Origin of the sequence: Mucilaginibacter sp. UR6-1 (assembly GCF_020880975.1) — a bacterium.
In the GTDB taxonomy this organism is placed as follows: domain Bacteria; phylum Bacteroidota; class Bacteroidia; order Sphingobacteriales; family Sphingobacteriaceae; genus Mucilaginibacter.
Genome location: NZ_JAJIWP010000007.1, coordinates 27,406 through 51,672, shown reverse-complemented (window position 1 = coordinate 51,672; position 24,267 = coordinate 27,406). Strand labels below are relative to the sequence as shown.

General features: G+C 45.0%; 15 protein-coding genes. 4 read left to right on the top strand and 11 right to left on the bottom strand.

Going from position 1 to position 24,267, the window contains the following annotated elements; translation table 11 throughout:
• Window positions 1-16: 16 nt before the first annotated feature.
• The 8 genes from LJ707_RS19275 to LJ707_RS19240 form a co-directional block, all read right to left on the bottom strand.
• Entirely contained in the window at window positions 17-2,470 is a 2,454-nt protein-coding gene (locus tag LJ707_RS19275) for a TIM-barrel domain-containing protein (protein WP_228954188.1), read from the bottom strand.
• A gap of 91 nt (window positions 2,471-2,561) precedes the next feature.
• A complete protein-coding gene (locus tag LJ707_RS19270) occupies window positions 2,562-3,653 on the bottom strand; it encodes a SusE domain-containing protein (RefSeq protein WP_228954186.1) in 1,092 nt (363 codons plus the stop codon).
• Between the two features lie 25 nt (window positions 3,654-3,678).
• The gene (locus tag LJ707_RS19265; RefSeq protein ID WP_228954184.1) at window positions 3,679-5,253 is read right to left on the bottom strand and encodes a RagB/SusD family nutrient uptake outer membrane protein; all 1,575 of its coding nucleotides are present in this window, start codon (window positions 5,251-5,253) and stop codon (window positions 3,679-3,681) included.
• A 22-nt stretch (window positions 5,254-5,275) separates the two neighbouring features.
• The gene (locus LJ707_RS19260) at window positions 5,276-8,242 is read right to left on the bottom strand and encodes a SusC/RagA family TonB-linked outer membrane protein (protein ID WP_228954181.1); all 2,967 of its coding nucleotides are present in this window, start codon (window positions 8,240-8,242) and stop codon (window positions 5,276-5,278) included.
• A 151-nt stretch (window positions 8,243-8,393) separates the two neighbouring features.
• A complete protein-coding gene (locus tag LJ707_RS19255) occupies window positions 8,394-10,253 on the bottom strand; it encodes a glycoside hydrolase family 13 protein (RefSeq protein ID WP_228954175.1) in 1,860 nt (619 codons plus the stop codon).
• 308 nt (window positions 10,254-10,561) lie between these two features.
• Window positions 10,562-12,202 (bottom strand): DUF6377 domain-containing protein, encoded by a 1,641-nt coding sequence (locus LJ707_RS19250; RefSeq protein ID WP_228954173.1) that lies wholly within the window; start codon window positions 12,200-12,202, stop codon window positions 10,562-10,564.
• Window positions 12,203-12,368: 166 nt separating this feature from the next.
• Window positions 12,369-13,907, bottom strand: a complete 1,539-nt coding sequence (locus LJ707_RS19245) for a sugar MFS transporter (RefSeq protein ID WP_228954171.1) — start codon at window positions 13,905-13,907, stop codon at window positions 12,369-12,371.
• Between the two features lie 292 nt (window positions 13,908-14,199).
• The gene (locus tag LJ707_RS19240) at window positions 14,200-16,710 is read right to left on the bottom strand and encodes a M14 metallopeptidase family protein (RefSeq protein WP_228954164.1); all 2,511 of its coding nucleotides are present in this window, start codon (window positions 16,708-16,710) and stop codon (window positions 14,200-14,202) included.
• 162 nt (window positions 16,711-16,872) lie between these two features.
• Between LJ707_RS19240 and recQ the strand changes: the two genes are divergently transcribed.
• From recQ to LJ707_RS19220, 4 genes are all read left to right on the top strand, one after another.
• Entirely contained in the window at window positions 16,873-19,008 is a 2,136-nt protein-coding gene (gene recQ / locus LJ707_RS19235; protein WP_228954161.1) for a DNA helicase RecQ, read from the top strand.
• Between the two features lie 144 nt (window positions 19,009-19,152).
• On the top strand, window positions 19,153-20,577 hold the full coding sequence (locus tag LJ707_RS19230; RefSeq protein ID WP_228954158.1) for a glycogen synthase: 1,425 nt from the start codon (window positions 19,153-19,155) through the stop codon (window positions 20,575-20,577).
• Entirely contained in the window at window positions 20,574-21,839 is a 1,266-nt protein-coding gene (locus LJ707_RS19225; RefSeq protein WP_228954156.1) for a glucose-1-phosphate adenylyltransferase, read from the top strand. Before LJ707_RS19230 ends, LJ707_RS19225 begins: the two co-directional genes overlap by 4 nt.
• 166 nt (window positions 21,840-22,005) lie before the next feature.
• Window positions 22,006-22,194, top strand: a complete 189-nt coding sequence (locus LJ707_RS19220) for a hypothetical protein (RefSeq protein ID WP_228954154.1) — start codon at window positions 22,006-22,008, stop codon at window positions 22,192-22,194.
• 60 nt (window positions 22,195-22,254) lie between these two features.
• Here LJ707_RS19220 and LJ707_RS19215 read toward each other — a convergent pair whose 3' ends face one another.
• From LJ707_RS19215 to LJ707_RS19205, 3 genes are all read right to left on the bottom strand, one after another.
• Window positions 22,255-22,707 carry a low molecular weight protein-tyrosine-phosphatase gene (locus LJ707_RS19215; RefSeq protein ID WP_228954152.1) on the bottom strand — a complete coding sequence of 151 codons (453 nt, stop codon included), beginning with the start codon at window positions 22,705-22,707 and terminating at the stop codon, window positions 22,255-22,257.
• 136 nt (window positions 22,708-22,843) lie between these two features.
• A complete protein-coding gene (locus LJ707_RS19210) occupies window positions 22,844-23,638 on the bottom strand; it encodes a S1/P1 nuclease (protein ID WP_228954150.1) in 795 nt (264 codons plus the stop codon).
• A 69-nt stretch (window positions 23,639-23,707) separates the two neighbouring features.
• Window positions 23,708-24,223 (bottom strand): fumarate hydratase, encoded by a 516-nt coding sequence (locus LJ707_RS19205; RefSeq protein WP_228954148.1) that lies wholly within the window; start codon window positions 24,221-24,223, stop codon window positions 23,708-23,710.
• Between the last annotated feature and the right edge of the window lie 44 nt (window positions 24,224-24,267).

Below are 24,267 nucleotides of genomic sequence, written 5' to 3'. Positions count from 1 at the left end.
AGATAATTGGTCGCTTTTAATAATTGATTATAAACTCGGTACTGTTATTAGGCAGGGTTATGGTACGGGTATCGCTGCCCTCGGCCTTATCTGCAACGCCCTGCGGGTCAAACTTTGATACCGGGTTGATGAATGATACAAATTCTGTTTTGGCCTGCATGTGCTTGCCACCCGCCTTAATATCAGCATTGCCAAACCCGTGCATATACAAGCGGATGTGTTTAAATTTTGAAGCCAATGCCCCCTCTGCCTTAGCAAAGGTGATAGCTTTTTTAGCGGCATTATAGCTTACAAGGCGTTTGTAAAAACTACCTTTTTCGTAGTCGTAGCTTTCGCCGTCATCCTCATAGTATACAAAGCTATTGTTAACATCACCTTTGTAAATGTGTACGTTAAGCGTATCGGTGGGTTTTTCGGCCGTGTTTTGTATAAGCGATTGCATCGGGATGATAGCGCTCTCTTTTACATAAACCGGCAGTTTATTATTAGCAAGCTTAACAATAGTTTCGGTACCGCCATTGCTCAACTCATCCGAATACAGATTGTACCATTTACCTTTAGGCAGATAAATTGTTCCATAAGCGTCGGCACCGGCAAATGGCGCAATTAAAAAGGCATTGCCAAAAAGGTATTCGTTTTGATACTGGTATACCTTAGCATCGTGCGTGTAGTTGATAGCCAGTGAGCGTACTACGGGCAAACCATCCTGCGTGGCCTCGTAAAAAGTAGCGTACAGGTATGGCAGCAGTTTGTAACGCAGATTAATGTAGTTGCGGGCTATCTCCAGGGTTTCCTCACCAAAAGCCCAAGGCTCGGCCGATTTGGTATTTACACCGGTATGGTTACGAAAGTATGGGTTGAAAGCGCCTATCTGCACCCAACGGGTGTATAGCGCCACGCTGGCATTACCGGTAAAACCGCCAATATCCATCCCGGTAAACGGTACGCCGCTTAAACCTAAACTGCTCAGCAAACGTACGCCTTGCAGCATGTGGTCATCCTCGGCACGGTTGTCGCCTGTCCACAAAGCCGAGTAACGCTGTAAGCCCGCGTAACCCGAACGGCTCAAAATAAACGGACGCTTATTCAAAGCCTTGCGGAAACCCTCGTAGCTTGCCCTCGCCATTTGCATACCATAGGCATTGCGTGCCTCGGGATGGGCGGCTTTACGGCCTTCCCAGTCAAAAATCACGTTATCAGGCATTTTTTGCCCCCAGGTAGCAATCTCGTTCATGTCATTCCATATACCGCTCACACCATCGGCGGCATACTGCTTTATTTCGCCCTGCCACCAATCACGACCTTTGACACTTGTAAAATCAGGGAAATGGCACCAGCCCGGCCATACTTCACCGGTGTAGTTGGTATTGTCGGCATATTTAATAAAAATATCATCCTTCAATCCACGCTCGTAAACGCCGTATCCGGGTTCTGCTTTCACCCCCGGATCAACTATCACGGTGGTTTTAAAACCCATTTCTTTCAGACGGCTGTTCATTTTCACAGGATCAGGAAAACGGTTCTTGTCCCAGGTGAAAACCTTGTATTTATCCATGTAATGGATATCGAGCGTAATGCCATCCGCCGGGATTTTCTTTTCGCGCAGGGTTTGCGCTATGCGGTACACCTCGGTATCAGGGTAATAACTATATCGGTTTTGCTGATAGCCCAGGCTCCACAGCGGCGGCAAATTCATGCGACCGGTAAGCGCTGTATACGAGGTGATAATATCTGCCAGGTTTTTATGGTAGATGAAGTAATAGTTCATCTCGCCACCACGTGCACCAAACGATGAAAAGCGGTTGTTGCTGGCGCCAAAGTTAAAATCACTTTGCCAGGTGTTATCTAAAAAAACACCATAGTTTAAGCCATGATGTATGCCAATATAAAAAGGAATGGTAGAATACAAGGGGTCCTGATCAACACGGTAGCCAAACACATCCGAGTTCCAGTGCGTATAGCCTGAACCTCGACGATCAAGCGCGCCTGTTTTTTCACCCAGGCCAACAAAACGCTCGCCATCCTGCATTTTTTTGTAGGTGGTTACGTTCTCGTTCACCCATGAGGTGGTCAGGCCCGCTTCGTCCTGGCTAATAACTTTACCATCCAATGTGTAAAAAGCAACATTAAAAGGCTTTTTGCCTATAACCAGCCTAACCGAATCGGTAACAATACTTATTTCGTTATCATTTTGGGTGATGGATGCCTTAACCTGCTGAGGTTTGGCAATCACCGCATACGAAAAATCGGGCGCAAGTTCTTTTTTATCAATACGCACCCGTACAACCGATGGGGTATATACCGTTACCTCGGCATGAGCGTTTTGGGTGGTGATGTTTACCTGTTGCCCGCTAACATCAGCCGCGGTAACATCGCCAATGTTTTTTACAGGCCCGTTTTGGCCGCGAGAGGCAAAGTTTAGCGCAAGGCATAGCCCTAAAGTACCAAGTACCTTATATCGCATCTTCATTATAACTGAATTATTTAGGTGATGCCCGAGAGCATTTGGGCTATTAACAGCGCGTGGCTTGTTAAGCCACGCGCTGTAATTATTGTGTCTTTTATTTTTTAACGAAAACGTATTCGGCAGTCATATCATTAAATATAATAGTGTATGAGCCTGCTTTAACCTTAAAGTTACCGCCGCCGTTACCGCCAACACCATAAACATCATTCGCGGTACCATCATTAGCCGGCCCCCAGTTTACGCTCCAACCTTCAGCAATCCTGAATTTCATTTCGGTATCGCTGGCAAAGGTATGGTCAATAGTCCAAATGTGAGGGTTAAGCGTAGTATTCGTCATTGGTATGATACTATTCCAATCAGTAAACGGACCAATAATACCTATTGAAGCGTAAGTAGTTTTTCCACTTGCATCGTAAGGTACATCGGTATAGGTATTGCTGCGCAGGTTTAGGGTTACTTTATGATAACCTGCTGTTATCGGGAAGTTTGCCGGATCAGGATCAGCATCCTTCTCTCGGAACATTACACCACCGCTGCCATTACTACCCCATGATGGATACCATTGCCCCAGTTTACCCAAAAACTTGATGTTTCCGTTTGAGAAATTGCCGGTAAAGGTAAACACGAACGCGTTAGCAGGGTCACGGAAAACCGGAGTAGCTTTGCCATTATCCCATTGGCCAAAAGTACCGTCGCCTACCAAGTAAAGTGTTTGATAAGCCGGTTTGTCCAGATAAGGAGTTACCACCAGGGGCATGCTCTTTGAATATACCGGTGCAACACCTCCGCCAATTTCTGCCTTAACACGCACCTCTACATCATTTTGGGCAAAGCCAACCAGGTTAAGCTGATTAAGCAAACTATTAAATGCTCCCACAGTTAAAACCAACTCAGAATTAGCACCCGCTGAAACACTTTTGGCATTAACAAAGCTGCTGTCTTTTTTACCCACTTCAACCGAGTAGCTAACTGCCGCGCTGTAACCATAATCGGCTTTGCTCCATTTAAACATAATGGCTTCGGCAGCCGCGTCCGCTTCATTCAGTACTAAGTTCTCGTAAGTAGCCGTAACTACCGGTGGCGTGGCATTGCTGTTCGCCACAATCCTCGTTTCGTCCTTTTTGCAAGCTGCAAGCATCAGCACAACTGAGCTTAACAACAATATATTTTTTACTAAATTTTTCATGATGAAAATCTATAATTGGTAATGATCAATAGCCTGGGTTCTGTTTCAGATTAGGATTAGCTATAACATCGGTTGATGGTATAGGATACAAATTGCGGTATGTTTCAACACCACGACCGGCTTTTACACCGCCTTTATATGGCCACACGTATGAGGCATCTGTAAACTTACCAAAGCGTACCAGATCAGTACGGCGATGGCCTTCCCAGTAAAACTCACGGCTATACTCATCTATCAGGTCATTTAACACTAATGAATTAACATTTCCTGATGTGTTTCCGTAAGCTCGTACACGCAGGTTATTTAAATATTGAATAGCTGTAGCCTCAACACCGCCACTGCCGCCACGCGCGGTAGCCTCAGCATAGATCATGTACATCTCAGCCAAACGGAACAACGGAATATCCATTGAGCAGAATGTACCACCAACAGATGGAGCCGTAGCGCCGGATTGTGTAATGTTTTTAAACTTAGTTACTGCCAGGCCATCAGTAAAAGTGGCAAGGTCATCCACCTCACGCTTTTCACCAAAAAACATGGCACGCTTATCATTAGCGTTAGTAAACTTATTAGGCAGGTTTTGGCGGGTACGGTTACCACCCCAGCCACCGTTTGGCACGCCAAATTCAGCCGGTTTCATATCCGCGTTTACAGCGGCATTGATCAGGTAAGTTGCACCACCATAATTCTGGGTTTTTACACCATCGTAGGCTATAGCGAAAATAGTTTCAGGGTTATTCAGGTCGTTATCGGCCAAAAACAGGTTTTTATACTGGCTGTGCAAGGTATAACCTGCACCTATTACTTTATTAGCATAGGTTATGGCATCGGCATTATGCTCGGTACCGGTGTAAACCTGCGCGTTAAGGTACAAGCGGGCAAGCAACGCCCAGGCAGCAGCTTTATCGGCACGGCCATACTCGTTGGTACGCGGGTCTTTCAGCAAGGTTTCAAGCGCCTTTAGTTCTGATTCTACATAGCTGAATAGGGCGGCCCTTGTAGTTTGCTTAGGCAGATCCTTACCGATGTTATCTGCTTCAGTAAGAAACGGCGGGTTACCATACAAATCCAACAATACCCAATATTGAAACGCACGTAAAAAACGCGCTTCGGCAACATAATATTTAATCTCAGTTGCATCATTACCGCTGATGTTGCGGCTTGCCAGTTTGGCATCTGTACTTTCGCGGATAAACTCGTTCGCCAGCGTGATCTGGTAAATAGAACGGGTGTAAAGCCCTTGCAGCATCAGGTTGGTTGACGACCAGTTCATCTGGTCAATTTCAGATACGCCCGGGTCGCCCAACCATGCGCATACGGCTTCGTCAGTTGACAGTTCCTGCGCGCCAAAGTACAGTCGGAAAAAGTCCGACGTACCGGCATCAATGCCACCCAGATCGCCGCTACCGGCACCACCATTACCGGTTTGCGCAAAACTGCCATAAACTTTTGCCAAAGCGCCTTTATAACCTGCCGGTGTAGCGTAAACCACATCAGCAGTTATATCATTGGTAGGTTTCAAGTTTAAGTCCTTACTGCACGATGTTACAGCCACAACAACTACCATCAGGGCTGCAAATATTTTAAATCTATTTCTCATAAAACAATCTCTTTATAATTGGTTAAAAACCTACGTTTAAGCCTAAAGTGTAAATACGCGGCCTTGGGTACAGGTTATAATCAATACCTGTAAACACTTCCGGATCAAGCCCTTTATATTTGCTTACCACAAACACATTTTGCACATTTGCTGATACATTAAGCGTAAAAGTATTGGCTATACGGCCAGCGTTATAACTCAAGCTCAGGTTATCCATTTTAAGGAACGAAGCATTTTTTACGTAGTAATCGCTGTTATACTGGTTTATTGCAAAACCGGTATTTAAAAAGTCAACCGGTGCATTATTTATGCTTCCGCCTGAGTTAAGGATGTTTGACCGGGTTGCCAGGTTTGATGATATGTTATCATACATATAGTTGCCTATACTTGCACGCAACACGGTAGCCACTGTCCACTTCTGATAATTTACTGAAGTAGTGAAACCCATCAGGAACTTTGGTGCCGGGTTTTTGTAGAAATATCTGTCGCTGGCTGTAATGCTTCCATCGCCATCCAAATCCTGGTAAACACCTTCAAGTGGCTTTCCATCGGCATTATAAACTTGTTTATAAACGTAGAAGCCGTAAGGTGCCCTGTCTATAGTGTGAAATTGTATATTATTACCCGTTGCCCCTGTTATAGAACGTGCCGGTTGCGTATAATTAGGGTTATCAACCAGGGTAAGGTTAGTTACCTTATTTTCCAGGTAAGTAAAGTTAAATCCTAAATCCCAGTTAAAGGTTTTTGATTTGATGGCGGCACCGTTAATGCTCAACTCTAAACCCCGGTTTTCCATGTTACCAACATTGGTAAGCAACTGGTTGCTGAAGTTTGAGCCCACCGGAATGTTAACTACCGCTAACAGATCCTTGGTTTTTTTATAGAAAACATCTACAGTACCTGATATACGCCCGTTCAGGAAGCCGTAATCAATACCAATGTTGCTTGTTGCGGTACTTTCCCATCTCAAATCCTTGTCATACGCAAACGGAGCATACATGTAATAAAACTGGTTACCAAACTGATACTGCGACTCGTTGGCACTTTGGCCGTACCTTGGGATGTATGAGTAGTTATCAATACCATCCTGCTGTCCGGTAACACCATAGCTCAAACGCAATTTAAGGTCTGACAGAACATTGCTGCTTTTAAGCATAGGCTCCTCGCTTACCCGCCAGGTAAAACCCGCTGAAGGGAAAACGCCCCAACGACGCCTGTCCTCCGGACTAAACCTTGATGATCCGTCGGTACGGACGGTACCTGAAAGAATATACTTACCTGCATAAGTATAAATTGCACGGCCGTAGTAAGACAGTAACCTGCTTTGCTGAATATCAAACGGAAATACAGGGCTTGATATAGCTGTGGTGCCATCAAACTGATAGCTTGGATAGTTATTGATGGTACGTTTGTTATCATAATAACCATAACCGGCAATCGCGTCAAGATTACTGTTTATTGATTTGAAATCCTTTTTGTATGCCAGGTAAAACTCAAGTACTTTGTTAGACACATCATTCATATAACGTGACCTTAAACCCTTGTTTGAATAGTTCTGTGCAGCAAAATCAGGTACAATGGTTGTACCCTGGCCACGTGAAACATCATAACCTACGTTTAAGTTAGCACGCATTTCGGGTAAAAAGTGGAAGGTATAATCTAACTGCAGGTTGCCAAAACTACGGGCGGCACGGCCTTTGTCATCTCTTAAATTAATTAAAGCCACCGGGTTACGCGGCGTATTCGGATTTGGGTTTGCACCGCTTTGCCACTCAAAATATTCGCCATACTTACTTGAAGTATCACGCACGGCTTGAGTTGGATCAAACATAATAGCAGAGCCAATAGCGCCCTGGTTGGCAAAGGTTGATTTTGAGTAAGTACCCTTTATATTAAGGTCAACTTTTAAGTGTTTATCAAAAAACTTAGGTGATAAGCCAATAGCTCCTGATACACGGTTCATGTTATCACGCATCAGTATACCATCCTGGTTCAGATAGCCTATGTTTACACGGTAAGGTGTATTTTTAGCTGAGCCTGCAACGCTGATATTGTTATCAGTAGTATAAGCATTACGGAAGATTTCGTTCTGCCAGTTGGTATTCGCATCACCCAGCAAAGCCTTTTGAGTTGCGTTGCCATTAGCGTTTACATAATCGCGTACCTGTGCAGCCGAAAGCACATTAACTTTGCGATTGGCTGTAGATATAGAATTATTAGTGCTGAAGTTGATCTGCGGCTTGCCGCTGCTGCCTTTTTTGGTTGTAATTAAAATTACGCCGTTTGATGCCCTTGAACCATATATAGCAGTTGCGTTAGCATCCTTTAAAACAGTAAAGGTTTCAATATCGTTCGGGTTAATGAGGGTTAGCGGATTAGCAACACCTGATATGGCATCATTATTTAAAGGCACATTATCAACCACAATTAATGGTGTGTTGCTGGCGTTTAGCGATGCACCCGCACGGATACGGATTTCGCTGCCTGCGCCCGGCTGGCCACCGCCAGATACGATCTGCACACCGGCCACTTTACCGTTGATCAATTGCTCCGGTGAGGTAATGGTACCTTTTTGGAAATCCTTGGAGCTAACGGTAGCAATTGAGCCGGTAAGCTCCTTTTTTTGCTGGGTACCGTAACCAATAACCACCACCTCGTTCAATGACTGCGACTCGGCCGTAAGCAAAAACTCAATGGTTGTTGCCTGCCCGGCGGTTACATTCACCGTTTTTGAAAGTGTGGTGTAGCCAATGTATTTGGCGGTAATGGTATGCGTACCGGCGCTGATGTTATTTAGTTTAAAAGCACCGTTTATATCAGTAGCTGTACCGGTTGTGGTACCATCAACAGTGACAGACACGCCCGGCAAACTCTCGCGCTTGGTATCAAGCACGGTACCGCTTATGCTGCCTGTTTGCGCAAATGCCATGCCTGATACAAGTATCATAGCCAGCAAAAGCACATAGTTTTTTAGATAAAATCTTCTCATAAAAATTGAATTTTTAATGCGTAAACCTTTAATTGGTTGTTTACTTAGTTATAATTGTATGGTTTAAAAGTTGCCTGAATAGTAGGCCCTTCAGGCGGGGGCGCCTTTTACTGTTATCCTTATCATGTTTATTTTTGGTTTATTTAGTTAATTAATTAAGCTCGAGTATATACTGCCCCCGGGCGGGTACAGTAAGGTTTTTGCTTATGGTTACGGCCTTGCCCGTTATTACATCGGTACCGGCAGTATGCTTTCCGGTAACATCGGTAAAACGTTCCATGTCCAGGGTTTGATCCTTGCCTGAGCCATTGAGCATTACCAGCACGGTTTTATCGCCATAAATGCGGGCGTATACATAAACATTATCGTACGGGGCATAATGTATAAGCTTGCCTGCGGTAACAGCCTTATTGGTTTTACGCCATTGCAGCAGTTTACGCAGGTAATTGAAGGCTTCGTTCTGCTTATCGGTACGGCCCTCGGCAGTAAAGGCATCAGTTTTATCACCTGGCCAACCGCCCGGAAAATCCTTGCGTATCTGCCCGTCGCCTTCGTTCTTGGTGCCCTCCATCAAAATTTCGGTACCATAATAAATTTGCGGAATGCCGCGGGTGGTCAGTAAAAAAGCGAAGGCCTGTTTAAAGCGGTCAAGATTTTTATCGTCCTTACGGGTAAAACGGCCAAGGTCATGGTTATCCAAAAAGGTTAGGATGTTGTTAGGGTCGGGGTATAAAAAGTCCTGCGCTATTACCTCAAATATCTGGTACATGCCCGATTGTTCGCCGCCGTTCTTGTTAGCATCCTCATTAAAGCCCCAGTCGGCAGTAAAGGTCAACGGAAAATCCATTACCGTTTTAAGGTAAGTATTATTGGGGTTGATGGCTGAGTTACGCTGCCACCAGGCAGTTTCGCCGGTTTTGCCATACCATGATTCGCCTACGATATTGAAGTTGGGATACTCCGCCATTACCTCTTTGCACCATCGGGCCATAAAGGCATAATCCGGGTAAGGGTATGTGTCCTGACGAATACCATCTATACGGGCATACTCTATCCACCAAATGCTGTTTTGAATAAGGTAAGTGGCCAGGTGGCGGTTACGCTGATTCAGATCGGGCATATCGGGCACAAACCAGCCGTCAAGCAAAATATCCTGCTCCTTTTTTGCCGCGTGCGGATCCATAGCGGTTAGCTTGGCATGGTTGGTTTGCACGTATTTTTTCGGGTTATTCACCCAGTCAGCCGCCGGCTTATCCTTTATCCATGGGTGTGCCAAACCGCAGTGGTTAAATATCATATCCATTACCACCTTCATGCCTTTGGCGTGCATATCGGCAGTAAGCGCCTTAAATTGAGTATTTGAGCCAAAACGCGGATCTATCTTATAAAAATCAGTAATGGCATAACCATGGTACGAGCCGTTTGGCATGCGGTTTTCCTGTACGGGGTTAAACCAAACTGTGGTAAAGCCCATATCCTTAATGTAGTTCAGGTGATCGGCCACTCCTTTTAAATCGCCGCCATGACGAACATCGGGGTTTTTACGATCAACCTGTACACCTTCAAGCACATCATTCTCAGTAGCCCCGTTTGCAAAACGGTCCGGTGTGAGCAGGTAAAGTACGTCACTGCTGTTAAAACCCTGAGCGCCGCTACGATCGGTACGCGCTTTAAGTTCATAGTTAATTGCCGCTGTAGCGCCTGCACCCGCAAACTTTATACGCATGGTACCGGGCCTGGCGGCAGCGGTAACGTTGAGGTAAATAAACAGGTAGTTTGGATTATCGGTTGTGGCTACCTCGGTAACCTTTACACCCGGATAGGTAATAACAGGTTTGGCCTTACCTATATTGGTGCCATGAAGCATAAGCTGTAATTGCTTATGCTTCATACCAGCCCACCAAAAAGCAGGTTCAACCCTATCTATGTTTAGCTGGGCAAATACATCGGCAATGCCTGTTAAACACAAAAAAACAACAAATACAAAACTTTTAGTATAGGTTTTATACATATAGCTGCTACAAAAAATTATTACTGGCTAATTGGGTTTATAATGGCTAATTACTACGGCCAAAGCGTTTCGAAGCTGTTTTAACTTATACGAAAGCGCCGGGCTTAGTGTTTTAACTAATACAAATTTGATGACGTTACAAACGGTTAGCTATTTGTTTAGCTAAAATTTAAGAAAAAATTGAAATATTTAAAAATAAACAATTGATAATCAGTTATTTATTTTTTCACATCTCTTAAAAAATTTAAACAAATTTGGGTATAAATAAGCCTTTTGTATACTGAAAACCGTTGCAATACGGGGATTAATTACACGTTTTCGGGGTGTTTTTTGCTGCTTCGCGTGTTATCAACCGCCTTGATGTCCATAATGCGTTTATCAAATTCATCGGCCGGGTAAAGTGATTTTGCTTTTAAACGCATTTTGTAAACGTAGATGGTTTTTTCGGAGTATTCCAAAATTTTGGAGATGGTTTCGGTGTCGTTAATGCCTAACCGTATCAATGCGAAGATGCGCAGGTCGGTACTCAGTACTTCATCACTCTTAGGCCAAATCTGATCCTCCTTTTTAAACAAACTGTTAAAGGAGGCTACAAAGTGAGGAAATATTTTGATGAACACATGATCAAACGTATGGAACAGTGCCTCCCGCTCCTTTTTGATCTGAATGTTATCAACGATCAACTGGATATGATCGTACCGCTTTTGCGATAGCTTGAGGTCCACAGAGCGCTTTAACTTTTCGAGCTTGAGTATATAGCCCGATATCACATTAAAGAAATAACCGATATACTCTTCCTTAATATGCGTATCCTCCTGTAGTTTGAGGTTGATGGCTTCAAGCTCGGCATTCGTTTCCTCAATAATTTTTTCTTTAGCCTTGAGGTTTTTCAACTGCCTGAAAAGCATTACAGAGATAACGATTACCAAAATTGCCAGGATAGATAACGATACGATAAAGATCAGGAAACGGGTTTTTTCGCGCTCGCTGTACTTCAACTTTTCGGCGGCGATGATAGGCAAAATGGAGCTGATCTGCGCGCGGCGCTGGCGGGCGCCATAAAAATCAGCATCGGCCATAGCCTGCTGAATATATTTATAAGCGTTTTTTATATCGCCCTGCTTGTAAAATACCTCGGCCAGCCAAAATATAGCCAGCGTTTCTTTGGTGGATGATCGTATATCGCTGGTAACCGCCTGTACCAGCAATTCAATACCCTTACTGCGCTGCTTACTGTTTAAATAAATATTGCCCAGCGTTGATGCTACAATGGCATGTTGATGCTCGGTAAGTTTTTTGGTGTTTAGCAGGGTTAAAAAATCGGCCTCGGCGGCCTTGGGATCACCCTGCTTTAACTTTTTATAACCTATAAGGTACAGGTTATTGTACGAACCGGGTGTACTGATAGCTATAGCCGAATCAATATATTTATTAGCCTGCTCCACATACTGCGGCGAGTACTGGTTATCGTTATCATAATTGGCCAGGTCAAAGTTGGCGCGCATCATCAGGCGGTAATACTCATAACGCATGGTATCGGTAAGCATTCGCGCGTCAATACCCGACAGGTTATCAAACGCCTCCTTAAACATACCCGATGACAGCAGGATAAAACCTACCTTAACCTTACTGGTATATTCGCGCCCAACATCATTTAAACGCCCGCTTAATTGCAGCAGTTTATGTGCATAAACGTAAGCCGAATCGTATTTATAGGATTTATATTCTTCATAAACCTGGCTGCATAGGTCAAAATTGCGTGCCGGATTATTACGCGCATTGTTAAGTTTTACCTTGAGCTGTTTTAACCGTTGCTCCTTTTGGCTGTCATATTCGCCTTTGCGGCTAAGCTCTGTATCAAGCTTGTCCAGCAGTTCACCTGTTTTAGGAGGTGCGGCAAAAACAACATTACCAATTATAAGCAGAAAGATGAGCAAGGCAGTGCGCATATGCAGGTTTAATTGTTTGCAAAGTAAGCAATAAAAAAGCAAAATGCCTTATTGCGGCTATCAGGTTAGTAACGCTGTAAACCCATTATATTTTAATGATGATTATTTTTTTACACAAAAAAAAGGCAGGGGTTACCTGCCTTTAAACCTTTAATTTTTAAGCGCACTAAACCGGTGTTGGCGCTGTAACCGTATCACTTAAGTGCACGGCCTTGTATCCTCCCTTTGAGCGGAAATAAAGTAATAAAGCCCCATAGCATACCATTAACCCTAACGGAAAGAGGGCAACTGTTTTCAATGCTTCTTTTTTAGCAATTTCCTGCACACCTGTAACGGTTGTCTTTTCATCAAGAGGTGCCGCTGCCAGTTTTTCGGCATCAATGGCCTGGTAAGTACCAAACATGCTTGAGCGCGGCGTAGTGGCGTAGGTGCTGTGAAGTTCGGTTTTGTTTTGCTGATCGTAGGCCTGCAATTTGTTATCGATAGATTTATCCTGCACAAAACCTAAAATTACCGCCCCAAGCACACCCGCCCCTATCATACCTACACCACCGGTTACATTCATGGTAAGTGCCCCGCCTTTAGGGAAACGCTCGGCCACTACACCCAGCATGGTAGGCCAAAAAAAGCTTTTGCCTATGCCAAAAATAGTAGCCGCAACCAGTATCATTATACCATCAGCTCCCGAAAGAAAGAACAGGCCCAGTGCCGCAATACCCGAACAAACGGCCAGCAAGCCCAATGGCGATATCCGGTGAATAATGTTGCCCGCACAAAAACGCAGTATCACCATAATGGCCGATGTATAAATAAGTATCCATCCACCCTGCAATCCTATTTTTGACATGGCCGGCCCCATCAAATCTGCTATCCAGCTATCAGTACCCAGCTCGGTTATGGCCATGGGTAGCATAATCAGCAGCATCAGTACAAACAATGGCTGGCCAAAAGTGCGCACAAATGCACCAAATAAGGCCACAATAACCAGCGTAACTATCACATTTACCGAGGTAGCCCAGCCAAACACCGAGCCTATCTGAAAAATAATAAGGCCCACGATGATCAGTGCGCCGCCAATACCTACCTGCTTTAGCATATCAAGGTAAGAAACACCAGCCTTTACACGCTCATTGAGCGGGAACTTGTGCGGCAGCATCAGCAAGCCGTAGCCTAATGCCGGTATCAGCACCAATAATATCTTTAATTTCCAGTTGGTTTCGGGCCCCATTAAAAGAGCCATTACACCGCCTAAAATTAAGCCGGTTGGCCAGCCTGCGTGTAAAAAGTTCAGCCACTTGGTTTTTTCTTTGGGGAACATGCTGGCTACAGCCGGATTAGTTACCGCCTCGACCGTGCCATTACCCAGGGCCATTATAAAAGTACCTACATACAACATGGTATACCCTGTAGCAAACCAGGTAATGGCGGCTGAAAGTATATGGCACACAAAAGCGAATATCATGGAGTTTTTATAGCCTACCTTGTCAATTATCAAACTAAACAATACAATGCTGATGGCAAACGGCCACAAGCCCACACCCGCAATTTCACCGGTTTGGGTATTGCTTAAATTGAATTCGGCGCTCCATTGGGGCAAGGTTAGCGCCCGTAAAATAAAGCCGAACGATGTGGTAACAATGGCCACAAAACAAGCCAGGAACAACATTCGGTTAGGTGTTTCGGTAGTTTGAGTTTCAGTGCTCATAAATTGGTTTTCAGGTTATACGTTGGTTACTGTAATTTACTATAAATGATAAAGGGAAAGCATCGCGCTTTACCGCCTGGTTATCATTAAAAAGAAGATCAGAATAAACAAAAAAATTATAATTGGTATATGCCGGTTATGTTCACCGGCCATGATTGTATTGCAAACAACAATCGATTGCATATTTAGTATAATTAATTTGTATTTGCAAGACTATCAACACATAACTAAAAAATTGCCATAAAAAAACCCGGTAGTTTAAGCTACCGGGTTTTTTTTATACGATTGTGATTTATTGCACCATGAACACTGCATTGCCGAACAGCAATTTGCCGTTCTCCCAAAAGCTGCGGAACAGCGGATCATCAGCCAGGTATACTACCGTACCTTTACCCGCCGATTGTACACCTATCAGCATACCATCAACCAGTTTAGCCTTGCTGTTTTGACCAATAAAACCCGAGGTGTAGCCATCCTTTTTAAGTACACCCACATTCCAGCCGGTATTGTTATCCAGGTAATCGTAAACCTCATCATTCATTTTAAGAGTGTAATAATCAGCAGGCATACCAAAACCTAACGGATGGGTATTATCCAGGTGAAGCCTGTAAATAGCCCCCGGCACATTGCTTTTTAGGGCCTCTTTATCCCGGTCGGCATATAATACCACCTTGCTCTTATCTTTATTTTTGTCGTCCTTTTTATCCTCCTTATCTTCCTTATCGCGTATGCTGAACAGTTTTTTATCCGCAAGCTGTGAAACGGCATTCTGCATGGCAATAAGCTTACCGCCATTGCTCACCCAGCTTTGTATCTTATCCGAAGGGAAATCGCCGCCATAATAACCATCAGCAACAATCATTACATCCACATCATTCCAGCGCATACGGCTAAGGTCGGTATAGTTAACCAGCGTTACCGGGTAATTTATCTGCTGCTCAAAGTAATGCCACACCTCTCCAACAGACTCGGATGAAGTTACGTTACCTGTTACCAGCACCACATTGAGCGGACGGATATATTTAATATAATCAGACCCCATATCAGCTCCCTTATCTACAAAACCCGAGTTAAGCTGTACCAGCGGGTGGTTGTTTTCAGTAGAGATTGCCCTAATGGTCTGATCAAAATCCTTGCTATCATTACCCGCCTTTGTAATAAGCAGCGACCCGGCTGTAAATTTTTTGCCTCCGGCCTCAAAAGGCTTTTCGGAGTAACGCACCTTAATGTTACGCTTTAACAATGCTGCTAAAAACTTAACATCATTTACCGATTGCCATGCCGATACATACGCATAAGCCGGTTCGCCTGAATATACCGGCACATCAACCGGTGGTGCAGACAGGCGCTGCGGTTTGTACGACTCCTTAACCGCCCATGCTTTTAAGCCATAGGCATAAGGCAGCGCCCAGCCCGTAATATCGTAGGTATTGCTATCGGCAATAAATGTTTTTGGCTCCAGCAAAACATTCAGCAATACCGCCTTGGGTTGATAGGCGTTTATCACCAGATCATTTGCAGCAGGTTTATAGCTTTCGGTTTTACCGGTGATGTAGTTGAGCCCGTTTACTGAACGGTCGAGCCCGTAGCCAAACTCGATACCGTTGCGTTTAAGCAGCGCGGCAAGAGCGGTTATTTTATCGTTATTGCTATTCTGTATTACAAAGGTTTTGTACTCCCCGGGCGGATTAGTGCGGCCGGCATCAAAATACTTTTTGTACTCTGTTAAGGCCTTGTGGGCGTTGGCTGATGCGGCCTCAATGGTGCTTAAACTGTTGGAGTGATGGTGCGCTATACGGTCGGCAAGGGTAAGGGTATCGCCGGTACGGGTTTGTATGGCAAGGCCTGCCGCTATACCACCCTGCTCATACGTCATGCCGATGGAACCGTTATATAATGGATAGGTATCGCCGTAGGACGGATACAGCAGATCGAAGATCTCCTTAGTAAAATACGCCCAACCGTTCTTATCAAAATATTTGGCGTTGTTTTTCCCGATGATGACCTGGAACTCCCGCTGCCATGGTGTAATATCCTTATGCACCGGCTCGGCGGCAGGCGCGAAGTAGTAAGGCGAATTGTAGTCCTGCTCATGAAAATCAACATGTATTTGCGGCAGCCACTGGTTATACAACGCTACCCTGCCCTGCGTTTCCTTTTGTACCTGCCATGCCCAATCGCGGTTCAAATCAAAAAAATAATGGTTGGTACGCCCGGAAGGCCATGGCTCAAAATGCTCACGCGCGGCGGGGTTGGCATCAGGCTTTTCGCCTTTGGCCGAATTATAAAAGTTAACATAACGCTCGCGCCCGTCAGGGTTAAGGCAGGGATCAATAACCACTACCGTATTTTTCAGCCAGGCTTTGGTACGGGTATTTGCAGGGTCCACCATATCATACAGCGTTTGCATAGATACCTCGCTCGAACTTGGCTCGTTACCGTGCACATTAAAGCTCAGCCATACAATAACCGGTGTGCTGCTGTTAATGCTGCCCGCCGCTTTTTCTATCCCGGCAAGGCTTAAATTATTTTTGCGGATCTCCTCCAACCTGCCAATATTTTCCGCCGATGCTACGAACATCGCCATCAGCGGCCGGCCTTCATTGGTAGTACCATAAGGCACCAGTTTTACATTGGGTGCCGTTTTAGCTATGTAATTAAAGTATTCGGCAATGCGGGCATGTGGCGTAAAGCGCGCGCCAAGGCTGTAACCCAAAAACTCATCGGGCGATTGTATTTTTTGCGCCAGGGCATTTACAAACAAACCGAGGCATACCAACAGGGTGGATAATCTTTTAAACATATAATGGTGCTGCAAGCGTTTGTATAATAACGCAGATGTTAAATGTCGATAAATTACAGGTAAAATAGCTAAAATTTTATGTAAATATCCTGAAAGGGGCATCGGCACACAAGCAATAATCCGCACATTTGCACATCAGCATATCTGCACATACATATACTTATGACCCCACTACAAGCCCTGCACAAATATTTTGGTTACAGCGAGTTCAGGCATCAGCAGGATGCCATTGTAACGCAGGTGCTAAACGGGCATGATGTAATGGCGCTTATGCCAACCGGCGGCGGTAAATCACTCTGCTACCAACTTCCCGCTGTATTATTACCCGGGCTTACCATTGTTATATCACCGCTCATAGCGCTGATGAAGGACCAGGTTGACAGCCTGAACGTAAACGGCATCCCGGCGGCATTTTTTAATTCGAGCCAAACGCCTGATGAGCAGCGCGACATTATCGGCCGGTTAAAAAATAACCGGATAAAGCTGCTTTACCTGGCACCGGAGCGTTTGTTCGGTACCGAAAATAAGCTGATCGATTTTTTGAGATCGCTGCCGGTATCACTGTTCGCCATTGATGAGGCGCATTGCATATCGCACTGGGGTCATGATTTCAGGCCCGAATACCTGATGCTGGCCCATCTCAAAGATCATTTTAAAAACATCCCCGTAATTGCCCTTACCGCTACCGCCGATAAGCTGACGCAAAAGGACATCCTCGAAAAGCTGAACCTGCACCAGCCGGCGGTGTATGTATCCTCATTTAACCGGGCGAACATCACCTACAGGGTATCGCCTAAAAACAAAAGCTTTAACCAGCTACTTAATTTTTTGGATAAAAGGCGCGATGATTCGGGCATTATCTATTGTTTGTCCCGTAAATCAACCGAGGCATTGGCCGCCGACCTGAAGGAAGAAGGCTACAGTGCCGAGGCCTACCATGCCGGGCTGGATCATGCCACCAAAGCCCGCAACCAGGAAGCTTTTTTGCGTGACGAGGTAAAGATAATGGTGGCTACCATAGCCTTTGGTATGGGCATCAATAAATCAAACGTGCGCTACGTGGTGCACATGGATCTGCCCAAGAACATTGAGGGCTATTACCAGGAAACCGGACGTGCCGGGCGCGATGGCCTGCCATCAGATGCCATGCTGTATTACTCGCCGGGTGATGCCATTAAGCTAAAGGGCTTTGTAAGCCTGGAAAATAACGAGGAGCAAAGCCGAATAATGCTGGATAAGTTGAACGATATGTCGGCCTATTGCGAGTTGCATACCTGCCGCCGCAAATACCTGCTCAACTATTTTGATGAAGATGCGCCGGACAATTGCGGATCATGCGATATATGCCTCAGCGAGTTTAAAAAGTTTGATGGTACGCTTATCGCGCAAAAGGCGCTCTCGGCAGTTTACAGGCTTAACCAGCGTTTCGGCCTGGGCTATGTGATCGATTTTTTACGCGGATCAAAAAGCGAAAAGATCCGCGACGAGCATAAACAACTTAAAACTTATGGTGTGGGTGCCGATATCAGCAAAGCACAATGGCAGCGCTACCTGCGCGAACTGAACGCCCACGGCTACCTGCAAATAACCAACGATGAATACCCGATTGTTAAGCTGACCGATAAAAGTGAAGTGGTACTGAAAGGACTGCAAAAAGTTGAACTGACCGAGGCTCAGATCATCGAAGAAAAAGCAGAAGAAGTATTACCATATGAAGCCGCTTTGCTTGACCAGCTTAAAACCGTACGCCTTAATTTTGCTACTTATGAAAACCTGCCCGCGTACATTATCCTGTCTGACGCTACACTGTTAGAGATGGCCACCTACCTGCCACAAAGCATGGATGAATTGCGCCACATTTCCGGCTTTGGCGATGTTAAGCTTGCCCGCTATGGCCGCGAGTTTCTGGAGATAATAAAAACCTACTCCGCCGCAAATAGTCTGGCCTCAAAAATGAAACCCCGCCCTGCAAAACGCCAGGCCAAGCCACGCGAAGCAAAAACAAGCAACACCCAAAAGGAAAGCCTCAACCTGTTTAATGCAGGTAAAAGCATACCCCAAATAGCTGCTGAACGCGGCCTCTCGCCCATGACGGTTGAGGGGCATCTCACCCAATTTGTGCAAACAGGCGGGCTTGAGGTTACCCGCTTTGTTGATGAGAACAAAATACCCGCCATACAGGATGCTATTGACAGCTACGGTACAGATAGGCTGGCACCCTTAAAGGAGGTGCTGGGCGATAATTACTCGTACACAGAAATTAAGGCCGTAATAAGCTGGCTCAAGCGTGGGGAGTAGTAAACACGTGCACTGCCCGGAATTGATTTTCAGCACACCGTCAGAAAAGCACATTTTTTTTATCATTTCAACACATTTTAATAACTATTGGGTTTGTTTGTTACGGCTTAATGTTAGTAACTTGAAGCCCATTTATAACCTGCGATGAGAATATACCATTTAAGTGCCGAGTGCTTCCCGGTTGCCAAGGTTGGCGGCCTTGCCGATGTTGTGGGCGCGCTGCCTAAATACCAGGTAGCGGCAGGCTTACAGGCTGCAGTTGTACTGCCTTATTACGACCGTAAGTTTACCCGTGAGCACGAATTTGAAACCGTATTTCAGGGGTTAACGTTGCTGGGCACACGTCGCTTGTATTTTGAGATACTTAAAGAAAAAACCAACGCCCTGGGCTTTGAGCTATTTTTAGTAAAGATACCCGGGCTGATAGACCGCCAGGAAGTTTATTGCTATCCTGATGAAACAGATCAGTTTATTGCCTACCAGATAGCTTTTTTAGACTGGATAAACTGGAGCGGGCAAACGCCTGATATTATTCACTGCCATGACCACCACTCGGGTTTGGTGCCGTTTCTGCTTAAATTTTCCAATGCCTATAAACGGTTGGCTAACATACCCACCGTATTCACCATCCATAACGGGCAGTATCACGGTGCTACAGGTTGGGAAAAATTAAGTTACCTGCCGGATGTGGACCTTACCAAAACCGGTTTGCTTGATTGGGCCGGGGCGCTTAATCCATTGGCTACCGCGGTTAAATGCTGCTCGGCGTATACCACCGTATCCCCAAGCTATTTAAACGAGCTCACCATTAACTCAAACGGGTTGGAGTATCTTTTTTATGTTGAAGGCTATAAAGGTCAGGGTATATTAAATGGTATTGATACCGATGTTTGGAACCCGGCGACAGATAAACTGATCGCATCAAAATACTCGGCAACACGTATTACCCAGGGTAAGAACAAAAATAAGGCTGCCCTTTGCCAAAGGTTTGGCCTGAGCACCGAGCTGCCGCTTGTTGTATTTATCGGCCGTTTAGTGGGCGAAAAAGGTGCCGACCTGCTGGCCCCCGCTATTGAGCGCAGCTTGCAGGAGCATTATGGCCGTGTAAACTTTTTGATGCTTGGCGCGGGCGATAAAAATACTGAGGCGCAATTACTGGCCCTTAAAGAAAAATACCCTGAACATTACAATGTATTTATTGGGTATGACGAGGCCCTGGCGCATTTGTTTTATGCCGGTGCCGACTTTTTGCTGATGCCATCGCGGGTGGAGCCATGTGGCCTTAACCAAATGTACTCGCTGCGTTATGGTACCCTGCCTATTGTGCGCAGCACAGGCGGCCTTAAAGATACCGTGAAAGACTTTGGCGATAAGGGCGGTTACGGCATCAGGTTTAACCAGGCCAATGTTGATGATATATGCTACTCAATAAGCCGCGCTATTGTTTTATATGACGATATGCCGCGCTTACAAAAATTACGAAAAACAATGATGGCGCTCGATCACTCCTGGGATCGTTCGGCCGCTGAATATGTAACCCTTTATAACCGAATAATAACAGCATCATGAGTTCAAATGTAATAGCTATTGTGCTTGGAGGCGGCCAGGGCAGCCGTTTATCGCCGCTTACAGCTACGCGCTCAAAACCGGCAGTACCTATAGCCGGCAAGTATCGCCTGGTTGATATACCTATCTCCAACTGCCTGCACTCGGGCATTGAACGTATGTATGTACTCACACAATTCAACTCGGCATCGCTTAACAAGCACATTAAAAACACCTACCATTTCAGCAGTTTCAGCGAGGCTTTTGTTGACATACTGGCTGCCGAGCAAACCCCATCAAGCGTATCATGGTTTCAGGGTACGGCTGACGCGGTGAGGCAAAGCCTGCACCACCTGATGGTACATGAGTTTGAATATGTACTTATCCTCTCGGGCGATCAGCTATACCAGATGGATTTTGAGGACATGATCAATAAGCACATTGAGCAGAATGCCGAAATATCCATAGCTACCATACCTGTACATGCTAATGATGTACCCGGCTTCGGCATCTTAAAAACCGATGAGAACAGCCTGATCACGTCATTTATCGAGAAACCGAAAAAGGATTTTGAAAGCTGGGCATCAGAGGTAAGCGAGGAGATGGCCGCCCAGGGCCGTGTTTACCTGGCCTCAATGGGTATATACCTGTTTAACCGTAAGCGCCTGTTCGAGATACTGCAATCAAATGATCATCCGGACTTTGGTAAAGAGATCATCCCGCAGGCTATTACCGAGCACCGTGTGGCCAGTTACCAGTACGAAGGTTACTGGACCGACATCGGTACCATACCATCATTTTTTGATGCCAACCTGGGCCTAACAGATGATATACCACAATTCAACCTGTTTGATAAGAACCACATATTTACACGCGCGCGCATGTTGCCGCCATCAAAAATATCAGGCACGCTGATGGAAAAAGCCATTGTTGCCGATGGCTGCATCATTAATGCCAAGCATATTAAACGTTCAATAATTGGTATACGTACCCGCATAGGCTTTGATACTACTATTGAAAATTGCTATGTAATGGGTAGCGATATGTATCAAACCCTTGAACAAATAGAGGATTCACGCGTACATGACCGCCCGATAATGGGTATTGGTGACCGCTGCTGTATCAAAAATGCCATTATTGATAAGAACTGTTACATTGGTAATGACGTTACCATAAATTGCGAAGCCAGCAAACCCGATGGGGATTATGGCACATATACCGTTCAGGATGGTATTGTGGTAGTTAAAAAACTATCGGTAATACCTAATGGCACTGTAATACAGTAACATATAAATATAATTTTATATTAAAAATGCCGGAGTAATTAACACTTCGGCATTTTTATTTCACCTGGATCTATCAAAATTATCAAATTAATAATTTTAACTTATTGTAAAACTTATTTCATCGCAGATTGCTTTTTTGTATAGCAGTATTTAAACAACTACCACCATGAAAAAAGTAATTTCAATGTTAGCCTTAGCGGCTATCTCTTTCGGGAGCGTTTACGCGGCCGATGTTAATGTTAAACCTGCCACCATGCAGCAAGACAGCACTAAAAAGAGCAAAAAGAAAATGAAGAAAATGAAAATGCAAAAGGACAGCACCAAAGCTGCCCAAGACACGATGAAAATGAGATAACTGCTTTTTTAGCAAAACAAAACGGCCGCCTGATAATCCAGGCGGCCGTTTTTGGTTTGATTATTTCTTTAGTTCGATGCCGGTAAACTCCCGGATCACATCCCGGCAACCTTGTTCAACCATATCGTAAACGGTTTCAAACTTTGAATCATCGTAATAGGGGTCGGGTACTTCGGCGTTGCCCAACAATAAGCGCACCTTTTCACGGTCGGCCTGGTTGCGGGCTTTAGCAAGCACATCGCGCAGGTTAAATTTATCCATCACCAATATCAGGTCAAACTCATCAAAATCATTCACAGAAAACTGCTTACACACCTGTTTGCTAATATCAACGCCGCGGTTAAGTGCAGTGCGTATCGAACGGTGGTCGGGCGCTTCGCCTACATGCCAGTTGCCTGTACCTGCCGAGTCGATTGTCCAGTTTAGTCCGTTCTTATCTGCCAGGTGCTGCATCACACCCTCCGCCAATGGCGAACGGCATATATTGCCCAGGCATACCATGAGTATCTTCATATTTCTTTATTGCGGATGGATTTTTTATTTCGAATATCGAATGTTCAATTTCGGATTTAATATTGTACTAAGTTTAAGAACTTAATTCTACAGGATAAATTCGAAATTGAAAATCCGAAATCCGTAATTCCTTTACCTATCCAAATATCTCGTTCAGCAAACCGGCCAGGCGAACGCCGCCTTTTACAAGTTGCTGGTTAACTGTTTCAATATATTTAAAATTATAGCGGTAACTCAGCTTCTCATCCGGCTTAACATCGGCATAAAGCTTTTGCGCTAACTGGTTCGATTCATATAGCCAGTGCGTAAGCGGCGTTTTTTGCCATGCGGCACGCTGGGCGGCAGTAGTATGGTTTATGGCCGCGGTATATTCGGTATAGCTTAGTTGCTGAAAATCTATCAACTGCGAATCCCATACCGAGTGCAGATTGCTTGGGTTATTCATCCAAAGCACTTTAATATCATTACCGCCTTTATCGCTCAAATGGCCGGTATGCAGGGGCTGGTGTATATCCTCAACAATATGGATCAGCATACGCAGGTAAAGCAATTTATTTTTTGCGCTCAGCGTTTTCTTTTTCAGTTCGGCAGTTAAAAAGGTAACCTTGGTATAAGCATCGGCAATAGTATCAACCTTTAGGTAAGCCTCCATTTCCTGCTCGGTCATCACCTTATCAAAATTAACAAAGTGCCAGTTATACAAATAATTGTAGGTTGAGTCGGATTTAATAAAATCAGCCCAGTTGCTGGCCATGGCAATGCTTTCGTTGCCTAAAATACCTTGTATAGCTTTGCGGGCCTTGACATTAAGATAGCTGTCGGCAATTTGTCCGCTAATACGGTGGCCTTGCTGCCCCCATGCCATGGTTTGTACCGGGATATATACGATCGCCAACAAGGCGAAAAGCATCTTGATTACTTTATTTTTCATGCACGTTAATTTTACTGCAAAGATAGCAGCCACACCAGCTACCTGATTGTTAATTTTTTGTTACGATGTTTAATAAGCCAGCGGCTTTGGCGAACAGGTGACACGCCTGATAAGCTTTGCCTGTATAGGTATAACCGTTGACGAATTATTAAGTATGATAAGCGAATCGCCCTGGGTTTTTATGTTGTAAAAGCTCTCATAAGGCCCGAAGCGGAAACAACCTTTATTATCTTTAAGCGAACCATCGGCATTGGTGAACACACCGCGCAGGTGCAAAGTATCGCCGGTTTGTTCATAACGGCCTTTAATGTACTCTATCCACCGGCCCTTGTTCATGCAGCTATCGGCCCCGCTGTTAACACGGCTTAGGGTATTTATTGCGATGTAAAACGAATCGCAGGTAAACTTAAAGTTTGACAGCGAATAGGTAAGCAATTTTTTTTCGCCGGGTATGCTGTCCTGCCGCCACTCGCCCTGCAGGTGCTCCTGTCCGCTGCCCTGAACGGGCGGGTTCATGGTGCAACCGGCCATCAGCAGCAAGGCAATAACCGGGTAAACAGCTAAAAGCGTTATCTTATTAAACATCTCAACAAACAATATAAACAAAAATCCTCCCCTGCAATAACAGG